The sequence below is a fragment of the Pseudomonas sp. NCIMB 10586 genome (assembly GCF_023127895.1).
GTDB lineage: Bacteria > Pseudomonadota > Gammaproteobacteria > Pseudomonadales > Pseudomonadaceae > Aquipseudomonas > Aquipseudomonas synxantha_A.
In genome coordinates, this window is record NZ_SPKQ01000018.1 from 291,164 (window position 1) to 311,869 (window position 20,706).

General features: G+C 61.4%; 17 protein-coding genes. 2 read left to right on the plus strand and 15 right to left on the minus strand.

Translation table 11 applies throughout. From position 1 onward, the window contains the following. Positions 1-366 precede the first annotated feature (366 nt). Together E4P01_RS09250 and E4P01_RS09255 are read left to right on the plus strand one after the other, a co-directional pair. Positions 367-1,689 carry an OprD family porin gene (locus E4P01_RS09250; protein ID WP_032877718.1) on the plus strand — a complete coding sequence of 441 codons (1,323 nt, stop codon included), beginning with the start codon at positions 367-369 and terminating at the stop codon, positions 1,687-1,689. Between the two features lie 105 nt (positions 1,690-1,794). Then, complete coding sequence (locus tag E4P01_RS09255; protein ID WP_216090758.1) at positions 1,795-3,279, plus strand: diguanylate cyclase; 1,485 nt, start codon at positions 1,795-1,797, stop codon at positions 3,277-3,279. A gap of 62 nt (positions 3,280-3,341) precedes the next feature. Here E4P01_RS09255 and lpxC read toward each other — a convergent pair whose 3' ends face one another. The 15 genes from lpxC to rsmH form a co-directional block, all read right to left on the minus strand. Beyond that, positions 3,342-4,253 carry a UDP-3-O-acyl-N-acetylglucosamine deacetylase gene (gene lpxC / locus E4P01_RS09260; RefSeq protein WP_003171886.1) on the minus strand — a complete coding sequence of 304 codons (912 nt, stop codon included), beginning with the start codon at positions 4,251-4,253 and terminating at the stop codon, positions 3,342-3,344. 112 nt (positions 4,254-4,365) lie between these two features. Continuing rightward, positions 4,366-5,571 (minus strand): cell division protein FtsZ, encoded by a 1,206-nt coding sequence (gene ftsZ / locus E4P01_RS09265; protein WP_005784951.1) that lies wholly within the window; start codon positions 5,569-5,571, stop codon positions 4,366-4,368. A 75-nt stretch (positions 5,572-5,646) separates the two neighbouring features. After that, positions 5,647-6,909 carry a cell division protein FtsA gene (ftsA, locus tag E4P01_RS09270; RefSeq protein ID WP_003188682.1) on the minus strand — a complete coding sequence of 421 codons (1,263 nt, stop codon included), beginning with the start codon at positions 6,907-6,909 and terminating at the stop codon, positions 5,647-5,649. Positions 6,910-6,924: 15 nt separating this feature from the next. Next, entirely contained in the window at positions 6,925-7,794 is an 870-nt protein-coding gene (locus E4P01_RS09275; RefSeq protein ID WP_032803262.1) for a cell division protein FtsQ/DivIB, read from the minus strand. A 3-nt stretch (positions 7,795-7,797) separates the two neighbouring features. Continuing rightward, the gene (locus tag E4P01_RS09280; RefSeq protein ID WP_032877721.1) at positions 7,798-8,754 is read right to left on the minus strand and encodes a D-alanine--D-alanine ligase; all 957 of its coding nucleotides are present in this window, start codon (positions 8,752-8,754) and stop codon (positions 7,798-7,800) included. Beyond that, positions 8,751-10,199: a UDP-N-acetylmuramate--L-alanine ligase gene (gene murC / locus E4P01_RS09285; protein ID WP_005784945.1), complete on the minus strand. Its 1,449-nt coding sequence runs from the start codon at positions 10,197-10,199 to the stop codon at positions 8,751-8,753. The genes E4P01_RS09280 and murC overlap by 4 nt, the downstream gene beginning before the upstream one ends. After that, positions 10,192-11,262: an undecaprenyldiphospho-muramoylpentapeptide beta-N-acetylglucosaminyltransferase gene (gene murG / locus E4P01_RS09290; RefSeq protein ID WP_216090757.1), complete on the minus strand. Its 1,071-nt coding sequence runs from the start codon at positions 11,260-11,262 to the stop codon at positions 10,192-10,194. The genes murC and murG overlap by 8 nt, the downstream gene beginning before the upstream one ends. After that, entirely contained in the window at positions 11,252-12,463 is a 1,212-nt protein-coding gene (ftsW, locus tag E4P01_RS09295; RefSeq protein WP_164365925.1) for a putative lipid II flippase FtsW, read from the minus strand. The genes murG and ftsW overlap by 11 nt, the downstream gene beginning before the upstream one ends. Before the next feature lie 8 nt (positions 12,464-12,471). Then, complete coding sequence (gene murD, locus E4P01_RS09300) at positions 12,472-13,818, minus strand: UDP-N-acetylmuramoyl-L-alanine--D-glutamate ligase (RefSeq protein ID WP_005784940.1); 1,347 nt, start codon at positions 13,816-13,818, stop codon at positions 12,472-12,474. Between the two features lie 6 nt (positions 13,819-13,824). Further along, positions 13,825-14,907, minus strand: a complete 1,083-nt coding sequence (gene mraY / locus E4P01_RS09305; RefSeq protein ID WP_005784939.1) for a phospho-N-acetylmuramoyl-pentapeptide-transferase — start codon at positions 14,905-14,907, stop codon at positions 13,825-13,827. Then, a complete protein-coding gene (gene murF / locus E4P01_RS09310) occupies positions 14,907-16,277 on the minus strand; it encodes a UDP-N-acetylmuramoyl-tripeptide--D-alanyl-D-alanine ligase (RefSeq protein WP_078820310.1) in 1,371 nt (456 codons plus the stop codon). The genes mraY and murF overlap by 1 nt, the downstream gene beginning before the upstream one ends. Next, positions 16,270-17,733, minus strand: a complete 1,464-nt coding sequence (locus tag E4P01_RS09315; protein ID WP_005784935.1) for a UDP-N-acetylmuramoyl-L-alanyl-D-glutamate--2,6-diaminopimelate ligase — start codon at positions 17,731-17,733, stop codon at positions 16,270-16,272. Before E4P01_RS09315 ends, murF begins: the two co-directional genes overlap by 8 nt. After that, positions 17,733-19,475 (minus strand): penicillin-binding protein 2, encoded by a 1,743-nt coding sequence (locus E4P01_RS09320; protein WP_216092224.1) that lies wholly within the window; start codon positions 19,473-19,475, stop codon positions 17,733-17,735. Before E4P01_RS09320 ends, E4P01_RS09315 begins: the two co-directional genes overlap by 1 nt. Beyond that, positions 19,475-19,768: a cell division protein FtsL gene (gene ftsL / locus E4P01_RS09325; protein ID WP_003188663.1), complete on the minus strand. Its 294-nt coding sequence runs from the start codon at positions 19,766-19,768 to the stop codon at positions 19,475-19,477. Before ftsL ends, E4P01_RS09320 begins: the two co-directional genes overlap by 1 nt. Beyond that, positions 19,765-20,706 carry a 16S rRNA (cytosine(1402)-N(4))-methyltransferase RsmH gene (gene rsmH, locus E4P01_RS09330; protein WP_216092223.1) on the minus strand — a complete coding sequence of 314 codons (942 nt, stop codon included), beginning with the start codon at positions 20,704-20,706 and terminating at the stop codon, positions 19,765-19,767. Before rsmH ends, ftsL begins: the two co-directional genes overlap by 4 nt.

Sequence of the window (20,706 nt, forward strand, 5' to 3'; positions counted from 1 at the left end):
TGTGGGAGCTGGCTTGCCTGCGATAGCATCACCCCGGTGCGCCTGGCATACCGAGGTGTCTGCATCGCAGGCAAGCCAGCTCCCACAGAAGATCCTATCGCCCACACTGTTGCGATTTGGGCAATAGTTATTATCTTGTTACACTCTGTATCGCACCGCTCGCCTGCGTTACTTTGACGCATCGATGAGCGCGACGGCAAAGGCAGCTGACCCGCTTACCCGAATTTCCCTCGACTTATTTCCAGGGCTCTACACTGGGAATCTGTCTTAAAGCCGCTGACTTCAGCGGCTTTTTTTTGCCGTGAAAAAAGGCCGGGCACACCCCACGACACTGGCCGTTCATGATTGACCAAAGGAGCTCCACCGGTGAAGAACTCGCTGACGTTCACCCCGTTATTCCTCGCAATCGCAGCAACGATCATCCCCCTTGCCCACGCGGCGGACGCCCCGCCCGACGAAGGCTTCGTCGAGGGTTCGCACCTCACGGTCAACACCCGCAACTACTACATGAACCGCGACCGTCGCGACATCCATACCGATGACAGCAAGGAATGGGGCCAGGGCTTTATCGGCACTTTCGAGTCCGGCTACACCCAGGGCACCGTCGGCTTTGGCCTGGACGTCAACGCCATGCTCGGCCTGAAGCTCGACGGCGGCGGCGGCACTGATGGCTCCAGCATCCTTCCCTACGGCAGCGGCAACGGCAAGGCACCGGGTTCGTTTTCCACCGCCGGCGGCACCTTGAAAATGCGTGCCTTCGATACCGAACTGAAAGCCGGCGACCTGTTCCTCAACAACCCGGTGATCGCCGGCGGCATGACGCGCATGTTGCCGCAGACGTTCCGGGGTGTAAGCCTGACCAACCACAGCTTTGACGGCTGGATGATCGAAGGCGGCCAGGCCAGCTTTACCAAGCTCTACAACCAGAGCGGCCATCGGCGCATCGGCACCAGCTACGGTGCATTGCCGGCCAATGCCGACAGCCAGCACCTGGACTGGGCCGGCGTGTCGTTCAGCGGCATTGCCGGGTTGACCAGCAACCTGTACGCCTCCGAACTCAAGGACGTATGGCACCAGTACTACTACGACCTCGAATATACCTACGCCCTCAATGATCTGGTCAGCCTGACCCCCGGCCTGCACTACTACCACACCCAGGACACCGGCCAATCGCTGCTGGGTGATATCGACAACAACACCTACAGCCTGCATTTCACTGTAGGCGTGGGCAACCACAGCGTCACGGCCACCTATCAGCGGGTCAACGGCAACACGCCGTTCGACTACATCACCCAGGGCGACAGCGTGTACCTGGACAACTCCCAGCAGTACTCGGACTTCAACGGCCCCAACGAGCGCTCCTGGAAGCTCAAGTACGCCTACGACTTCGCCGGCCTCGGCGTGCCGGGGCTGACGTCTGCCGTGTCCTACATCAGCGGCAAGACCGACCTGACCAAGGTCGACCCCAACAGTCGTGGCTACAGCAGTTGGTACAGCGCCGACGGCAAGGACGCCAAGCATTGGGAACGGGATATCGACGTGAAATATGTGGTGCAGGGTGGCAAGGCCAAGGACCTGGCCGTGCGCCTGCAATGGGCGACTAATCGAGGAAGCAATGGCTACTCGGCAGTGGATCGGGATGTGGATGAGTACCGTGTGATTGTGGATTACCCCATCAACATCTTCTGACAACGTTCCAAATGTGGGAGGGGGATTGCTCCCACATTTGGGTTCTGCGACCTATTCCAGAGTTGCTACTAAGCTATTGGCATCCTCAAAGCAGAAGTGCGTCCGATGAGCCCAAGCCTTACCCGCCCTGAGCGCCTGCTTATTCTGGGCAGCACGCTGACAGTGTTGCTGATCGTGGGAGTCGTCACGGCGCTGCTGATTCGTGAACACGCCAATACCTTGCAGACGGCCAAGCGCACCGCCAATACCATCACCCAATTGATCGACGCCGACGTGTTGCGCAATGTCGAACTCTACGATGTGGGCCTCAAGGGTTTGATCACCGCTACCGAACGTACTGACCTGCAGGATGTATCGGCGAGTATCCGTCAGTTGGTGCTGTTCGACCGCTCCGCCGCCGCGCCATACAAGGGCGATGTCCTGTTGCTGGATCCCACCGGCGAGGTGATTGCCGACTCGTCACTGCTCACGATCAAGCCCGGCAACTTCGCTGATCGGGACTATTTTCAGGTTCACCGCCAGAATCCGGACGTGGGGTTGTACATCAGCCGTCCGTTCATGGCCCGCTGTGTGTGCGATGACAAATGGCGCATCGCGTTCAGCCGCCGCGTTTCGTCACCGGACGGGCGCTTCCTGGGAGTCGCCGTCGCGTCCATGCGCCTGTCGTACTTCCACCAGCTGTTCACCAGCCTGAATATCGGCAGCAACAGCACGATCAACCTGCTCAACCACCAAGGCATCCTGCTGGCGCAAGAGCCTTTGCTGGAAGCGGATATCATCAATAAGGACCTGAGCCAACGCCCCAACGTCGCACGTATGCTGCGTGAACGGGACGGCAGTTTCCAAAGCATCTCCAGTGTCGACCATCAGGCACGCCTTTACAGTTTCTCCAATGTGGGCAATTTGCCATTGATCGTTGCGGTGGCCCTTTCCAGTGATGAAGTGTTCGCGCCCTGGCGGCGCGCAGCGTGGCTGATCAGCCTTGCGACGGGGGTGTTATGCGTGGGTCTGTTGTGGCTGACCTGGGCGCTGTGCATGGAATTGCGCCGTCGCCATCGTGCTGAGCAAGTGCTGTCAGAACTGGCAGCCACCGACGCCCTCACCGGCCTGGCCAACCGTCGTACTCTGGACGAGCGTTTGCGTATGGAATGGGACCGTGCGCAGCGCTCAACCGAGCCGCTGACTGTGCTGATGATCGACGTGGACCACTTCAAGGCCTTCAACGACTGCCACGGCCATCAGGGTGGGGATGATGCGTTGCGGGCAGTCGCGCAGGTAATCAACAGCACTATCCGTCGCCCGGCCGACCTGGCCGCGCGTTATGGCGGTGAAGAGTTCGCCGCGGTGCTGCCCCATACCGACGCCAAGGGCGCCTGGGTGATCGCCGAGCGTATCCGCCAGAGCGTTCAGCATTTGCCGCAGGTGGCCGGAGATGATCAGCCGATCACGGTGAGCATCGGCATGAGTACCTGGCACAAGCACAGCCGTATCACCCTTGAGGACTTGCTGCTCAAGGCTGACCAAGCGTTGTATGAGGCCAAGCACCGTGGGCGCAATTGCATTGTGGATGCGGCAACCCATCCCATATAAAACGCCATAAAAAAAGGCCACCCGAAGGCAGCCTTTAAAAACTAAAGAAAGAGAGTTGTTACTTACACCGCCGCAACGGGACGCATGTAAGAGATCGGTGCGGTGCTGGCATCTTCGAAGGTCACGACTTCCCAAGCGTCTGTCTGCTCAATCAACTTGCGCAGCAGCTGGTTGTTAAGGGCGTGGCCCGACTTGAAGCCTTTGAACTCGCCTATCAGGCTATTGCCCAGCAGGTAGAGGTCACCGATTGCATCGAGGATCTTGTGCTTCACGAATTCGTCTTCGTAGCGAAGGCCGTCTTCGTTCAGTACACCATCCGCGTCGACCACAATGGCGTTTTCAACGCTGCCGCCGAGTGCGAGGTTGTGCTTGCGCAGGTACTCGATGTCACTCATGAAACCAAAGGTACGGGCGCGGCTGACTTCTTTTACGAACGAAGTGCTGGAAAAATCCACGCTTGCACTTTGGGTGCGGTCACGGAATACCGGGTGATCGAAATCGATCTCAAAGCTCACTTTAAAGCCTTCGAACGGGACGAAGGTGGCGCGCTTGTCGCCGTCTTCTACTGTCACTTCCCGCAGAATGCGAATGAACTTCTTGGCTGCGTCCTGTTCTTCCAGGCCGGCAGATTGAATCAAGAATACGAAGGGTCCAGCGCTGCCATCCATGATCGGGACTTCGGACGCGGAGAGCTCGACGTAGGCGTTATCGATGCCCAGGCCAGCCATGGCCGAGAGCAAGTGCTCCACCGTGTCCACTTTGACGTCACCGTTGACCAGAGTGGTCGACATCGTGGTTTCGCCAACGTTTTCCGCGCGAGCAGGAATCTGCACCACAGGGTCCAGGTCGGCACGAACAAACACGATGCCGGTGTCGACAGGTGCGGGCTTGAGGGTCAGGTATACCTTCTCCCCGGAGTGCAGACCTACACCTGTGGCACGGATAATATTCTTCAGGGTGCGTTGTTTAATCATGGCTTGGACCGCTTCAGCGCAAATTGCGAACTGGTATCAACAAAGGCTGGCGATAATAACAGACCAGACCTTTGCTGAACACCAATCACCTTCATAGCCCTGATACATTCCATTAATCGGCCTGACGACGCAGGAATGCCGGGATGTCCAGGTAGTCCAGATCATCTTGCGGATTCAGGCTACGGGATGCAGCAGCACCGGCCTGGGCCTGGTTGCGCATCACGGTCGGACGGTCCAGATCACGGTAGTTCACCGACGGCAGTTCCTGGCGAGCAGGTGCTGCAGCGGCCGCTGCCTGATTAGCCTGGCTGACCTGGCTGTTGTGCAGGGTGTTGTCGATGACCTTTACAGGCTTCTCGATTTTCGCACCCAGGCCGGTCGCAACCACGGTTACATGCAGTTCATCACGCATGTCCGGATCGATAACGGTACCCACCTTGACCATGGCGTGCTCGGACGCGAAGGCTTCGATGATGCTACCCACGTCGGAGTACTCACCCAGGGACAGGTCGGGACCTGCGGTGATGTTCACCAGGATGCCGCGTGCACCTTGCAGGTTCACGTCTTCGAGCAACGGGTTGCGGATGGCCGCTTCGGTCGCTTCGCGTGCACGGTTAGGACCGCTGGCGCAGCCAGTGCCCATCATCGCCATGCCCATTTCGCTCATGACGGTACGAACGTCGGCAAAGTCGACGTTGATCATGCCCGGACGCTTGATGATGTCGGAGATACCGCGAACGGCACCGGCCAGTACATCGTCAGCCTTGGCGAACGCAGACAGCAGGCTTGCGTCCTTGCCCAGGATGGTCAGCAGTTTCTCGTTGGGGATGGTGATCAACGAGTCGACGCTTTCAGACAGCAGACGGATACCTTCGTCGGCGATCTGCATGCGCTTGCGGCCTTCGAACGGGAACGGACGCGTCACGACAGCGACGGTCAGAATCCCCATTTCCTTGGCTACTTCGGCAATGATCGGAGCAGCACCGGTACCGGTACCGCCGCCCATGCCGGTGGTGATGAACACCATGTTGGTGCCTTGCAGCACTTCGGCAATACGCTCGCGGTCTTCCAGAGCGGCTTGACGGCCGACTTCCGGATTGGCGCCAGCGCCGAGGCCCTTGGTCACCGCTGTGCCCAATTGCAGGATGGTCCGCGCGCCGATGCTTTTCAGCGCCTGGGCATCAGTGTTGGCGCAGATGAATTCAACGCCTTCAATGTTGCTCTTGACCATGTGGTTGACAGCGTTGCCGCCGCCACCGCCGACACCGATTACTTTGATAACCGGGCTAGCGGGGATGTTGTCTACGAGTTCAAACATGTTCCCTCTCCTTTCGTTTTCTCTAGTTTTTTCGCCTACTGCTTACTGCGGGTGCTGCGGTGTCGCGGTAAATCTTTAGAAATTGCCTTTGACCCAAGCCTGCAACCGCTCGAACAACGGCGCTTTGGCTTCGTCGTCACTGCGGTAGCTGTCGCGGATGCTCGGGCCCGACAAGGAAATGCCATCGGTCTGCTTTTGCAGCCCGTACAACAGCAAGCCCACACCGGTGGAATAAATCGGGTTGCGCACGACGTCGCCCAGGCCTTTCACGCCATGGGGCACGCCCAGGCGCACAGGCATGTGGAAGATCTCTTCGGCCAGTTCGACCGCGCCTTCCATTTTCGAGGTGCCACCGGTCAGCACGATGCCGGCCGGGATCAAATCTTCGTAGCCGCTGCGACGCAGTTCGGCCTGGATCAGGGTGAACAGTTCGTCGTAGCGCGGCTCGACCACTTCGGCCAGAGCCTGGCGCGACAGTTCGCGCGGTGGACGGTCGCCCACGCTTGGCACCTTGATGGTCTCGCCGGCACCGGCCAGTTTGGCCAGGGCGCAGGCGTAGCGGATCTTGATTTCTTCGGCGTACTGGGTCGGTGTGCGCAACGCCATGGCGATGTCGTTGGTGACCTGGTCGCCGGCAATCGGGATCACCGCGGTGTGACGGATCGCACCCTCGGTGAAGATCGCGATGTCGGTGGTGCCGCCGCCGATGTCCACCAGGCACACGCCCAGCTCTTTTTCGTCGTCGGTGAGTACCGAGTAGGCCGAAGCCAACTGCTCGAGAATGATGTCGTCGATTTCCAGGCCGCAACGGCGCACGCATTTTTCAATGTTCTGTGCGGCGTTGACGGCGCAGGTCACCACGTGGACCTTGGCTTCCAGACGTACGCCCGACATGCCCAGGGGCTCGCGCACGCCTTCCTGGTTATCGATCACGTAGTCCTGCGGCAGGGTGTGCAGCACGCGCTGGTCAGCCGGGATCGCCACGGCCTGGGCGGCGTCGAGGACGCGCTCAAGGTCGGCCGAGCTGACTTCACGGTCGCGGATCGCCACGATGCCATGGGAATTCAGGCTGCGGATATGGTTGCCGGCCACGCCGACGAACGCCGAGTGAATCCGGCAACCGGCCATCAGCTGCGCTTCTTCGATGGCGCGCTGGATCGATTGCACGGTGGACTCGATGTTCACCACCACGCCCTTCTTCAGGCCCCGGGACGGATGCGTGCCAATACCGACGATTTCGATCGCGCCGTCTTCCCCAACCTCGCCCACCAGCGCCACCACCTTGGAGGTGCCGATATCGAGACCGACGATCATTTTGCCGCTTTGCACGTTTGCCATGGGTCCTGCCTCTTCTTAATTCTTCGCGACAGCGGGTTGTGCTGCCGTGGGCGCGGCCGGTGCACGCCAGCCGACGGCCAGGCCGTTGGCGTAACGCAGGTCGACGCTCGCAATGTTCGTAATCTGTTCTTTCAAGGTTTTTTCATAGATGGCAATAAAGCGGCGCATCTTTTCCACCAAGCGGTCGCGTCCCAGCAACAACTCGATGCCCGGGCCGGAACTGCCTGCCCCGGTCGTCAAAAACCAGCTGCCCCGTTCACGCAGTTCCAGGCGTGCAATGGAGAAGCCCAGTGGCCGCAGCATCTGGCTCAAGGCCTGGTACTGCTGCATCACTTGCTGCTGCGCCCGCTGCGGCCCGAACAGCTGCGGCAGGTGCTCATAGTTGGCCAGCTCACGCGGGGTGAACGCCTGGCCCTGGTTGTTCAACAGCGCTTCATCACCCCAACGGGCCACGGGCAGTTGTTCTTCCAGGCGGATCGTGACCTGGTCGGGCCATACGCGGCGCACTTCGGCGTGTGCGATCCACGGCATCTGTTCCAGCTCCGAGCGCATACCGGCCAGGTCGATGGTAAAGAAGCTCGCGGCCAGGTACGGGCCGATGCGCTGCTGTACCGCCTGCTGGCTGATGTAGCTCAAGTCGCCCTGCACGCTGATCTTGGTGATCGGCCGGTCGGCATACGGCAGCAGGCGTTGCGCGCCTTCGTAGGTACCGAACCCCAGCACCACCAGCAATACCGGCCAGAACAGCGCCTTGATAAAACCAAAGTTGGCTTTGGGCAGGCGCGCCGACATCGGCTCTTTGGCCACCATGCGGCTGGCACCCCGTGGCACCGGCTTGCGGCTCGGTGCTTGTGGGGGCTGATGACGAAGCGATGCGCCTTTCATGTCTTAGCCTCGTGACTCGATACTTGCCGCCAGGATCGCCAGCACCAACTGCTGAAAATCCAGGCCAGCTGCGCGAGCGGCCATCGGCACCAGGCTGTGGTCGGTCATCCCCGGTGCGGTGTTGACTTCAAGGAACCAGAAATTCCCTTGGTCATCCTGCATCACGTCTGCCCGCGCCCAACCGGCGATACCCAACGCCTCACAGGCTTTCGCCGTGAGGTCCATCAATTGCTGTTCCTTGGTTGCTTCGAGGCCACATGGGATCCGGTACTGGGTATCGGAAGCCAGGTACTTGGCGTCGTAGTCATAAAAGGTGTGGGGCGTGCCCAAAGCGATGGGCGGCAATACCTGGCCACGCAGGGTGGCGATGGTGTACTCGGGACCGGAAATCCACTGTTCCACCAACACTTGCGAATCGTAGGTACTTGCCGCTTTCCATGCGTCGATCAATTCGGCGGCCGAGTTCACTTTAGCCATGCCGATACTGGAGCCTTCATGGGCTGGTTTGACGATCAAAGGCAGGCCCAGTTCCTTGGCCGCAGAAATACAATCGTCTTCGCTGCACAGCACGGCGTGACGCGGGGTCGGAATACCCAGGCTGTGCCACACCTGCTTGGTGCGCAATTTGTCCATCGCCAGCGCGGAAGCGAGGATACCGCTACCGGTGTAGGGGATGCCGGCACATTCGAGCAGGCCTTGCATGCTGCCGTCTTCACCGCCACGACCATGGAGGATGATGAAGGCGCGGTCGATCTTCTCGGCTTGCAGACGGGCGAGGAAGTCATCGCCGACGTCGATGCCAAAGGCGTTCACACCGGCACTTTGCAGCGCCTGGAGCACGGCATTGCCGGACTTGAGCGACACTTCGCGCTCAGCGCTCTTGCCGCCGAACAGCACAGCGACGCGACCGAAATCGGCAGGCGCGACAGTGGAAAACAGGGAGCCGTAGTCAGTGATCATTTCGACGCCCCCTTTGCCACGGCTGCAAACAGCGGGCTCGCCAGCAACTTGGGCGCAAGGCCACCGATATCACCGGCCCCCTGGCACAGCAGGATGTCGCCGGCGCGCAGCAACGGCTTGACGATAGGGGCCAGGTCGACGCCACGCTCGATGTAGATCGGGTCCAGTTGGCCACGCTGGCGGATGCTGTTGCACAGCTTGCGGCTGTCAGCGCCCGGGATCGGTTCTTCACCGGCCGGGTAAACCTCCATCAGCAGCAGCACGTTGGCATCGGCCAGTACATTGACGAAATCGTCGTACAGGTCGCGGGTACGGCTGTAGCGGTGCGGCTGGTAAACCATCACCAGGCGGCGCTCCGGCCAGCCGCCGCGCACGGCCTTGATCACAGCGGCAACTTCGGTCGGGTGGTGACCGTAGTCGTCCACCAGCATCACGTCACCGCCTTCAACCGGCAACTGGCCGTAGACCTGGAAGCGACGGCCGACACCGGCAAAGCGCGACAGCCCTTCGACGATGGCTTCATCGCTGACGCCCTCATCGGTGGCGATGCAGATGGTCGCCAGGGAGTTCAGCACGTTGTGGTTGCCCGGCATGTTCACCGAGACATCCAGCGGTTCGCGGTCGGGACGCAGCACGGTGAAGAAGGTTTGCATGCCTTCCTGGCGTACATTGATTGCGCGCACATCGGCGTCTTCGCTGAAGCCGTAGGTCACGGTCGGACGCTTGACCTGCGGCAGGATTTCACGCACCACCGGATCGTCCAGGCACACCACCGCCAGACCGTAGAACGGCAGGTTGTGCAGGAAGTCGACGAAGGTTTTCTTCAGTTTATTGAAGTCACCGTCGTAGGTCGCCATGTGGTCTTCGTCGATGTTGGTGACGACGGCGACCAGCGGTTGCAGGTGCAGGAAGCTCGCATCGCTTTCATCGGCTTCGGCGATCAGATAGCGGCTGGTGCCGAGCTGGGCATTGGTGCCGGCTGCATTCAGGCGGCCACCGATGACGAACGTCGGGTCCAGGCCACCGGCGGCGAACACCGAAGCGATCAGGCTGGTGGTGGTGGTCTTGCCATGGGTACCGGCGACGGCGATGCCGTGGCGATAGCGCATCAGTTCGGCGAGCATCTCGGCACGCGGCACCACCGGGATACGGCGTTCAAGGGCGGTGGCCACTTCCGGGTTGGACGTATTCACGGCACTGGACACCACCAGCACGTCGGCCTCGGCGGCGTTCTCGGCACGGTGGCCGATAAAGATCTGCGCACCGAAGGACTTCAGACGCTCGGTGACCGGCGACTCTTTCAAGTCCGAGCCGGACACCTGGTAGCCCAGGTTCAGCAGTACTTCGGCGATGCCGCACATGCCCACACCGCCGATACCGACGAAGTGAATGCGACGGATGCGGCGCATCTCGGGTTGCGGCATGGCTTTCTGATTCTCAACCATGGGCCACCTCCAGGCAGATATCGACCACGGTGCGGGTTGCGTCAGGTTTGGCCAGGCGGCTTGCGGTGCTCGCCATGCTGTTGAGTCGTTCCGGTTGCATCAAAACCTCGGTCAGGCGTGCGGCCAAATCGGCGGCGCCGGTCGTTCTTTGCGGCAGCAGGAAGGCAGCGCCCTCCCCGGCCAAATATTCGGCGTTGCGGGTCTGGTGATCGTCGATCGCATGGGGCAAAGGCACCAGCAACGACGGCAGACCGGCAGCGGCCAGTTCACTGACGGTCAGCGCACCTGCGCGGCAGACCACCAGGTCGGCCCAGCCATAGGCTTGGGCCATGTCTTTGATGAAGGGCTGTACATTCGCCTCCACACCGGCCTCGCGATAACGCGCGGCGGTGACTTCATCATGGTGCTTGCCGGCCTGGTGGAAGATCTCCGGGCGCACATCCTCAGGGAGTTGCGCAACGGCCTCAGGCAGCAATTTGTTCAGTGGCTCGGCGCCCAGGCTTCCGCCCAGGATCAGCAGGTGTGCCTTGCGGCCGGCCAGAGCGTCACGCGCAATGGCCATGAACAGTTCGGTACGCACCGGATTGCCGGTGGTGCGAAGCTTGTCCGAGGCAGCGAAGGTTTTCGGGAAGGCTTCACACACCCGCGATGCCAACGGCACCAGCAGACGGTTGGCAGTCCCGGCGACGGCGTTCTGTTCGTGCACGATCACCGGTACGCCAGCGAGCTTCGCCGCAACGCCACCAGGGCCGGTCACATAACCACCGAAACCGAGCACGCACACCGGCTTCAGTTCGCGGATGATCCTGCGTGCCTGCATGACCGCCTTGAGCAACACGAACGGCGCCTTGAGCAGGGACAACTTGCTCTTGCCACGCAGGCCGGTGACGTTGATCAAATGCAGGGGCAAACCGGCATTGGGCACCAACTCGTTTTCAATGCCACGGGGCGTACCCAACCAGTGCACGGTATAGCCGCGGCTCTGGAATTCACGGGCGCAAGCCAGGGCCGGGAACACATGCCCCCCGGTGCCGCCGGCCATGATCAACACGTTAGCGCCCATGGGTCGGCTCCTCGGCGAAGTCGCTTTCGCTGAACTCCATCTCTTCGCTGCCCAAGTGGGTTCGACTCTCCCACTCGATACGCAGCAACAAGCCAAGACAGGCGCAGCAGATCACCAACGAACTGCCACCGTAGCTGAGGAACGGCAAGGTCAGGCCCTTGGTCGGCAACAGGCCGACGTTCACGCCGATGTTGATCAGGAATTGGCCAATCCACAGGAACGCCAGCCCGTAGGCAACGTAGGCGGCAAAGAACTGCTTGGCCTTCTCGGCCCACAGACCGATGTACATGGCGCGTACACAGACGAATACGAACAGGCCGACAGTGCACAGCGAACCCACGACACCCAGCTCTTCGGCGAGTACCGAGAACACGAAGTCGGTGTGGGCTTCGGGCAGGTAGAACTGCTTCTGCACGCTGTTGCCCAGGCCCACGCCCAGCCACTCGCCGCGACCGAAGGCAATCAGCGCCTGGGTCAACTGGTAGCCGGAACCGAACTGATCGGACCAGGGGTCGGTAAAGGTAATCAGACGCGCCATCCGGTAAGGCTGCGCCTGCACCAGAATGGTCACCGCCGCGACTGCCAGCACCACCATCAAGGTGAAGCGGAACAGGCCGACGCCGCCAAGGAACAGCATGGCCGCCGCAGCACCCATCATGACCACGGTGGCACCGAAGTCGGGTTCCATCAGCAACAGGCCGGCCATGGGCAGCAGCACGATGAAGGGTTTGAAGAAGCCCATCCAGCTTTCGCGCACTTCTTTCTGACGGCGTACCAGGTAACCGGCCAGGTAGATCACCACGAACACTTTGGCGATCTCCGAGGGCTGCACATTGAACGCGCCGAAGCCGATCCAGCGCATCGAACCGTTCACCTCGCGGCCGATGCCGGGCACGATCACCATTACCAGCAAGCCGAACGCGCCGATCAGCATCAGCCAGCCCAGACGCTGCCAGGTGGCGATAGGAATCATCATGGTGACGATGCACGCGCCGAGGCCGATCACCAGATACACCAGGTGACGGATCATCATGTAAAGGGTATTGCCCGACTGCACGGCAGCCACTTCGGAGGATGCCGAAGTGATCATCACCAGGCCCAGGCCGAGCAGCGCGAGGCACCCGGCGAGCATCGGGAAATCGAGGTCGATGCCGCGCCCGGTAATGATCGGCGACGGGTACGGCTTGATGATGTTTTTCAGGTTGAGGCTCATGCCAAGGCCTCCACGGCGCGGGCGAACAGCTGACCGCGCTCTTCGTAATTCTTGAACATGTCGAAACTGGCGCAGGCCGGCGACAGCAGCACCGCGTCACCCGGCTGGGCCAGGGCTTTGCAGTGGGCAATGGCGTCATCCAGCGAAGTCGCGCGTACTTGCGGCACCGCGTCGCCGAGGGCGGCGGCGATCAGGTCCGAATCGCGACCCATCAGCACCACGGCGCGGCAATGGGCGGCAACCGGATTTGCAAGGTCCTTGAAGTCGGCGCCCTTGCCATCACCACCCGCGATCAGCACCAGCTTGCCGTCGATATCGGCACCCAGGCCCTCGATGGCAGCCAGGGCGGCACCGACGTTGGTGGCCTTGGAGTCGTTGTAGTAGCTCACGCCATTGAGGTCGCGTACCCACTGGCAGCGATGCTCAAGGCCAGCGAACGTACGCAGGCTGGCGAGCATCGCGTCGAATGGCAGGCCAACCGCATGACCGAGCGCCAGTGCAGCCAGGGCATTGGACTGGTTATGTGCGCCACGGATCTTAAGCTCGCGTACCGGCATCAGGTTCTGGAATTCGAAAGCCAGGTACTTCTCGCCGTTCTCTTCGCGAATGCCGAAGCCTTTGAAATCGGGTTTGCCCAGGCCGAAAGTCCAGCAAGGCATGCCCTCGCCCATCAGCGGACGGCTCAGGGCATCCTGGCGATTGACTACAAATTGCCTGGCGCCACGGAAGATCCGGTGCTTGGCCAGGTGATAAGCCGGCAGGCCGCTGTAGCGGTCCATATGGTCTTCGCTGACGTTCAGCACGGTGGCCACTTCAGCGCCGAGATCGTGGGTGGTTTCCAGCTGGAAGCTCGACAACTCCATCACGTACAACTCGACGTCGTCGCTGAGCAGGTCCAACGCCGGCACACCGAGATTGCCGCCCACAGCCACGCGCTTGCCGGCCGCAGCCGCCATTTCGCCGACCAGGGTGGTCACGGTGCTCTTCGCATTGGAACCGCTGATGGCCACGATCGGCGCCTTGGCGTTACGCGCAAACAGATCGATATCACCGGACAGCTTGACGCCACGCGCTGCAGCAGCTTGCAGGGCGGGTGTAGCCAGGGCCAGGCCGGGGCTCACGTAGAGCTCATCGGCACGGCACAGAAACTCGACATCCAACTCGCCACAACGCACTTCCACGTGCGGGTAGTCACGGCGCAGCGTGACCAGCTCCGGTGGATTTTCCCGCGTGTCGGCCACGGCAAACGACGTGCCCCGGTTCGCCAGGAAGCGAACCAGGGACATGCCGCTCTTGCCGAGGCCGACAACGATGCGGAAGTGGTCTGAAGCGATCAGGGACACTCGTTTCTACCTCAGTTTCAGGGTGGCAAGGCCGACCAGTACCAGAATCACGGTGATGATCCAGAAACGGACAATCACACGTGGCTCGGGCCAGCCCTTGAGTTCAAAGTGGTGGTGGATCGGCGCCATGCGGAACACACGACGCCCGGTCAATTTGAAGGAAGCCACCTGGATGACCACCGACAGGGTTTCCATCACGAATACACCGCCCATGATGAACAGCACGATTTCCTGGCGAACGATCACCGCTATGGTGCCCAGGGCAGCGCCCAGCGCCAGCGCGCCGACGTCGCCCATGAAGACTTGTGCCGGGTAGGTGTTGAACCACAGGAACCCCAGGCCGGCACCGATCAGCGCGCCGCAGAACACGATCAGCTCACCGGCGCCCGGTACGTAAGGGATCAGCAGGTATTCTGCGAATTTCACGTTGCCCGACAGGTAGCAGAAGATGCCGAGTGCACCGCCAACCATCACCGTCGGCATGATCGCCAGGCCATCAAGGCCGTCGGTCAGGTTCACCGCGTTGCTGGAGCCGACGATCACGAAATAGGTCAGCACCACGAAGCCGACACCCAGTGGAATGCTTACATCCTTGAGCATCGGGATGATCAAGGTGGTTTCCACGGCGCTTGGCGCAGTGGTGTACAGGAAGACTGCCGCAGCGAGGCCGAACACCGACTGCCAGAAATACTTCCAGCGGCTTGGCAGCCCCTTGGAGTTTTTCTCGATCACTTTGCGGTAGTCATCCACCCAGCCGATGGCACCGAACAGCAGGGTCACCAGCAGCACCACCCACACGTAGCGGTTATGCAGGTCGGCCCAGAGCAAGGTGCTGACGCCGATGGACGACAGGATCAGCGCACCGCCCATGGTCGGCGTGCCGGACTTGGACAGGTGCGACTGCGGGCCGTCATTGCGAACCGATTGACCAATTTGCAGGTTCTGCAGGGTGCGGATCATCCACGGCCCCAGAAACAGTGACAAAGACAGCGCGGTCAGCACACCCAGGATCCCGCGCAGGGTCAGGTACTGAAAGACCGCGAAGCCTTTGTGGAACTGTTGCAGATACTCAGCCAGCAGCAGCAGCATTAATGTTTCTCCGTACTTGAGCCACACAAGGCTGCGACGACGTTTTCCATCACCGCGCTGCGCGATCCCTTGATCAAAATGGTTGTGTGTTTGTCGTGTTCAGTCGCCGTCAGCGCCTGGATCAATTCAGCTTGCGTCGCAAAATGCCGCGCACCGGGACCGAAGGCGCTCACGGCGTGAGTCATGTTCGGGCCGACCGCGTAGAGCGCGTCGACCTTGCCGCTGGCGTAGGCACCCACTTCGCGATGGGACTGCTCGGCCCAGTCGCCCAGCTCGGCGATATCGCCCAGCACCAGTACTTTGCGGCCATCGAAACCCTTGAGCAGATCTATGGCGGCGCAGACCGAGGACTGGTTGGCGTTGTAGGTGTCATCAATCACGCGCATCCCGTTGGCAGCCAATTGCGCCACAGTGCGGCCCTTGACCGGCTGCACCGCGCCCAGGCCCGTAGCGATACCGAACAGCGACACGCCCAGGGCATGGGCGGCGGCGGCGGCGGCCAGGGCGTTGGCAACGTTATGGTTGCCCAGCAGGTTCAGCTGCACGTGTTCGCTGCCTTGCGGGGTATGCAAGGTGAAGGACGGGCAACCGCGGGCGTCGACGGTGATATTTGAAGCATGGAAGTCGGCCGCGGCATTGAGCACCGCAAACGTCAGCACCTTGCGACCGGCGGCGCGTACACGCCAGGTCGCGAAAGCCTTGTCGTCCTGGTTCAGCACAGCGGTGCCCGAGGCGTCGAGCCCTTCAAGAATTTCACCCTTGGCTTCGACGATTTTTTCCGGGCCGCCGAACTCGCCGACATGGGCGGTACCGGCATTGTTGATGATCGCCACGTGAGGCTTGGTCAGCGCCACGGTGTAGGCGATTTCGCCGATACGCGAAGCCCCCAGCTCGATCACGGCTGCCGTGTGCTCCGGGGCCAGTTCGAGCAGGGTCAGCGGTGCGCCGAAATCATTGTTGAGGTTGCCACGGGTCGCAAGCACCGGCCCGCGCGTACGCAGGACACCGGCAAGCAGTTCCTTGACCGTGGTCTTGCCGCTGGAGCCGGTAATGGCCGCCACCGGCTTATCAAAAGCAGCGCGGTTGAGCGCACCCAATTGACCCAAGGCCAAGCGAGTATCGGGCACCAGCAATTGCGGCAAGGTGGAGTCGGGCACTTCACGCTGTACCAAGGCACCGACGGCACCTTTGGCGGCGACTTCGTTCAGGTAGTCGTGACCATCGAAGCGCGGGCCTGCCAAGGCGACAAACAACTGCCCAGGCTGAATGTTGCGGCTGTCGATACTCACGCCGTTGAAGGTGCAATCGCTCGACACTACGCGGGCCGACAGGGCCTGGGTAAGTTGGCTGAACTGCATGACTTTAAGCATGGGCGACCTCCCAGGCAGTCAAGGCGTGATCAGCCTCGACCAGATCGGAGAAGGCATGGCGCTCGCCGTTGATTTCCTGGTAGTCCTCGTGCCCCTTGCCCGCCAGCACCACCACATCGTCAGCGCTGGCGCTGGCAATCAGTTGGGCAATGGCGGCACCACGACCAGCAACGAAGGTGGCCTTGGAGGCATCTTTGAAGCCGACACGGATGTCATCGAAAATCTGGCTTGGGTCTTCACTGCGCGGGTTGTCGTCGGTGACGAGTACGCCGTCGGCCAAACGCTCGACAATCTCAGCCATCAACGGACGCTTGCCGCGATCGCGATCACCGCCGCAGCCGAACAGGCAGAGCAATTTGCCCTTGGCATGTGGGCGCAGGGCTTCGAGAACTTTTTCCAGGGCATCCGGGGTATGGGCGTAATCGACCACCACCAGCGGCTGTTTGCCGCCACCCAGGCGCTGCATACGGCCAGCCGGGCCCTCAAGCTTGGGCAGTACGCGCAGGATTTCATCCAGGGCGTAATCCAGACCCAGCAGCGCGCCGATGGCAGCGAGTACGTTGCTCAGGTTGAAGCGGCCGAGCAAGGTACTGCGCAAGTGGTGTTCGCCCTGGGGCGTGACCAACGTGGCGCGTACGCCCTCGTCATTGAACTGGGCTTCGCGGCAATACAGGTAGGCACTGGAATCTTTCAGGCTATAACTGATCAGGCGTGCTTCGCTTTCTTCGCCAGCCAGTTGACGGCCAAATGCGTCGTCCAGGTTGATCACCCGGCACTTCAGGTCATTCCAGGCAAACAGCTTGGCCTTGGCGGCGGCGTACGCCTCCATGGTGCCGTGGTAGTCGAGGTGATCACGGGACAGGTTGGTCATCACCGCAACGTCAAAGGCCAGGGCAGCCACTCGCCCCTGATCCAGACCATGTGAGGAAACTTCCATGGCAACCGCCTTGGCGCCGGCCTTTTTCAGGTCGGCCAGGGTCGCTTGCACGGCAATCGGGTTCGGCGTGGTGTGCAGGCCGCTTTGCAGCGCACCATAAAAGCCAGTGCCCAGGGTGCCGACGATGCCGCAGTGCTGGCCCAACAGGTCAAGAGCCTGGGCGACCAACTGGGTCACGCTGGTCTTGCCATTGGTGCCGGTCACGCCGATCAGGTTGAGCTGGCGGCTCGGGTCGCCGTAAAAACGCCCGGCGATGTCAGAGAGCTGCGCAGCCAGGCCCTTGACTGGAATCAACGGCACGTCGGTGATCGGCAGCACAGTGGCGCCTTCCACTTCATAGGCCACAGCCGCCGCGCCGCGCTGCAGGGCGTCTGCGATATGCGCACGACCATCGAACTTGCCGCCAGGCACCGCCAGGAACAGGTCACCGGCGCGTACGTTGCGGCTGTCCAGGCTCAATTCGCGAATCAGCAGATCGCGGCCGGCATGGGCAAAAATCTTGTTGAGGCTCAGAGACATCAGCCGCGCCCTCCATTGGCTTTGACAGCGGCGGTCGGTGGTCCGGCGTTGGCTTGTTGGGTCGGCGGCAGGTTGTCCGGCGTGATGTTCATCAGGCGCAGGGTGCCGGACATCACTTTGCTGAACACCGGCGCCGAGACCAGGCCACCGAAGTAGCCGGCTTTACTCGGTTCGTCGATCACCACGACGATGGCGTAGCGCGGGTCGCTCATCGGGCCGAAGCCAGCGAACAGCGAGCGATAGGAGTTTTCGGCGTAGCCCTTGGTGCCTACCGATGTCTTGCGCGCAGTACCCGACTTGCCTGCCACGTGATATGCCGGCACCTGGGCACGGAACACGCCGCGTGGAGCTTCGATCACTTGTTGCAGCATGCCCTGGATGGTCTTGGCGACTTTTTCCGGAATGACCTGGTTGGCTTTCGGCGGTTCGTCCACATGGATCAGGCTCAGCGGCACCATGCGGCCGTTATTGGCCAACACCGAGAACGCGTGGGCCAGCTGGATCGCAGTGACCGACAGACCGTAGCCGTAGGACAGCGTGGCAGTCTCGGCCTTTCTCCACTCGCGGTAGTTCGGCAGGTTGCCCACGCGCTCACCCGGGAAATCGAGGCCGGTGGGTTGCCCCAGACCGATTTTTTGCGCCAGGTGATAGATCGTTTCGCCGCCAATGTCGAAGGCGACCTTACTCATGCCCACGTTACTGGAATTGATCAGGATGCCTGTCAGATCCAGCACCGGACCTTCGCTGCGGGATACGTCACGAATGGTGTATTTGCCAAGTTGCAAGGTGCCTGGGTAAACCTCGACCTTGTCGGTAGGTTTCCAGCGCCCGGTTTCCAGGGCAGCGCTCATGGAGATGGCTTTCATGGTCGAACCGGGCTCGAACACGTCGATCATTGCGCGGTTACGCATCATCGCCGGCTGCAGGTTGCGACGGTTGTTGGGGTTGTAGGTCGGCTGGTTGACCATGGCGAGGATCTCGCCGGTCTTCACGTCCATGATCACCAGGCTACCGGCCTTGGCGCCGTTCTCGATGATCGCGTTACGCAGTTCGCGGTTGGCCAGGTATTGCAGGCGCAGGTCGATCGACAACGCCAGAGGCTTGCCGGCCTTGGCGTTTTTGGTGACCTGGACATCCTTGATCAGCCTGCCGCGCCGATCCTTGATGACCTGCCGCTTGCCCGGAACTCCGGCCAGCCATTCGTCGTAGGCCAGCTCAACGCCTTCGCGACCATGATCATCGATATCGGTAAAGCCGACCATGTGCGCGGTGGTTTCACCGGCCGGGTAGAAACGACGAAACTCCTCGATGCCGTAGACACCGGGGATTTTAAGGTCGAGCACCTGCTGGCCCTGCTCGGGTGTGAGCCCGCGAACCAGATAGATGAATTCCTTGTTGGCCTGGGCTTCGAGGCGATCGGTCAGGGCCTTGCGGTCCTGGCCAAGGGCGGCGGCCAGCTCGGGCCACTTGTCCTTGGCAACTTGCAGCTCTTTAGCGTTGGCCCACAGCGTCGTCACCGGGGTACTGACGGCCAGGGGCTCGCCATTACGGTCGGTGATCAGGCCGCGGTGCGCAGGAATTGGAATATGCCGCAGGCTGCGGGCGTCACCCTGGCCGATCAGGAAGTCGCGGTCGACCACCTGCAGGTCGAAGATGCGCCAGACGATGGCACCCACCATCAATGCCAGCAAGCCGAGCATCAGGCGGAAACGCCACGGGTAGAGTGCGCCTTCGAGCTTCATCATGGCGCCACCATGCGAACTTCGGCCGCGCCCGGGATGTGCATCTTCAACTGCTCGGTGGCCAGCACTTCGATACGGCTGTGGGCTGTCCAGGTACTTTGTTCGAGGATCAACCGGCCCCACTCCGCCTGCGCCTTGTCACGCACGCTCAACTCCCCATACAGGGTATTGAGCAACTGACGGTTCCAGTGGGCGCTGTAGGACACCGCAATCGCGGACACCAGCACGCCGACAAACAGCAGCAACATAAAGAAGCTGCCGCCCGGCAGGGGTTTGGCGAAAAGCTTGCTCACCGCAGCTTCTCCGCGACGCGCATGACGGCGCTACGGGAACGTGGGTTGGCCTTGAGTTCGGCTTCGGAAGCGAACTGCGCTTTGCCATGGATTTTGATTTTCGGCACAAAGGCTTCGAAACGTACCGGCAGGTTGCGCGGCAGGTTGTCGGACTCGCCCTTGACCAGACGACGCATGAACAGTTTGACGATGCGGTCTTCCAGGGAGTGGAAACTGATCACCACCAGGCGGCCGCCCACTTCCAGAGCGTCCAGAGCGGCTTCGAGGCCGGCTTCCAGATCGCCCAATTCGTTGTTGACGTGAATGCGCAGGCCCTGGAACGCGCGAGTTGCCGGGTTCTTGCCCTTTTCCCACGCCGGGTTGGCGACCTTCAACACTTCGGCCAGGTCGGCGGTACGCTCGAAAGGCTGGATTTCCCGACGCTCGACCACGGCACGCGCCATCCGGCCGGCGAAGCGTTCTTCGCCGTATTCCTTGAATACGCGGGCGATTTCTTCCACCGGTGCGGTGGCGATGAACTGGGCAGCGCTGACCCCACGGGCGGGGTCCATGCGCATATCCAGGGGGCCGTCGTTCATGAAGCTGAAGCCGCGCTCAGGGTCGTCGAGCTGCGGCGAAGACACGCCCAGGTCGAGCAAAACCCCGGCCACCTTGCCTGCCATGCCGCGCTCGGCGACTTCGGCACCCAGCTCGGCAAAGCTGCGCTGCACAACGACAAAGCGGCCGTCTTCGGCCGCTAGCGCTTGCCCGGTGGCAATCGCTTGAGGGTCCTTGTCGAACCCGAGGAGCTTACCGTCGGGCCCGAGCTGGCTGAGTATCAAACGGCTGTGCCCGCCCCTGCCGAAGGTGCCATCCAAATAGCAGCCATCCGCGCGTACGGCGAGAGCCTCAACGGCTTCGTCAAGCAGTACGGTGATGTGGTTAAAGCCGCTATCAAT

Excerpts from the sequence above, each read along its gene's own strand:
- E4P01_RS09255 (WP_216090758.1), top strand. The coding sequence starts at position 1,795 with ATGAGCCCAAGCCTTACCCGCCCTGAGCGCCTGCTTATTCTGGGCAGC.
- lpxC (WP_003171886.1), bottom strand. The coding sequence starts at position 4,253 with ATGATTAAACAACGCACCCTGAAGAATATTATCCGTGCCACAGGTGTA.
- ftsZ (WP_005784951.1), bottom strand. The coding sequence starts at position 5,571 with ATGTTTGAACTCGTAGACAACATCCCCGCTAGCCCGGTTATCAAAGTA.
- ftsA (WP_003188682.1), bottom strand. The coding sequence starts at position 6,909 with ATGGCAAACGTGCAAAGCGGCAAAATGATCGTCGGTCTCGATATCGGC.
- E4P01_RS09275 (WP_032803262.1), bottom strand. The coding sequence starts at position 7,794 with ATGAAAGGCGCATCGCTTCGTCATCAGCCCCCACAAGCACCGAGCCGC.
- E4P01_RS09280 (WP_032877721.1), bottom strand. The coding sequence starts at position 8,754 with ATGATCACTGACTACGGCTCCCTGTTTTCCACTGTCGCGCCTGCCGAT.
- murC (WP_005784945.1), bottom strand. The coding sequence starts at position 10,199 with ATGGTTGAGAATCAGAAAGCCATGCCGCAACCCGAGATGCGCCGCATC.
- murG (WP_216090757.1), bottom strand. The coding sequence starts at position 11,262 with ATGGGCGCTAACGTGTTGATCATGGCCGGCGGCACCGGGGGGCATGTG.
- mraY (WP_005784939.1), bottom strand. The coding sequence starts at position 14,907 with ATGCTGCTGCTGCTGGCTGAGTATCTGCAACAGTTCCACAAAGGCTTC.
- murF (WP_078820310.1), bottom strand. The coding sequence starts at position 16,277 with ATGCTTAAAGTCATGCAGTTCAGCCAACTTACCCAGGCCCTGTCGGCC.
- E4P01_RS09315 (WP_005784935.1), bottom strand. The coding sequence starts at position 17,733 with ATGTCTCTGAGCCTCAACAAGATTTTTGCCCATGCCGGCCGCGATCTG.
- E4P01_RS09320 (WP_216092224.1), bottom strand. The coding sequence starts at position 19,475 with ATGAAGCTCGAAGGCGCACTCTACCCGTGGCGTTTCCGCCTGATGCTC.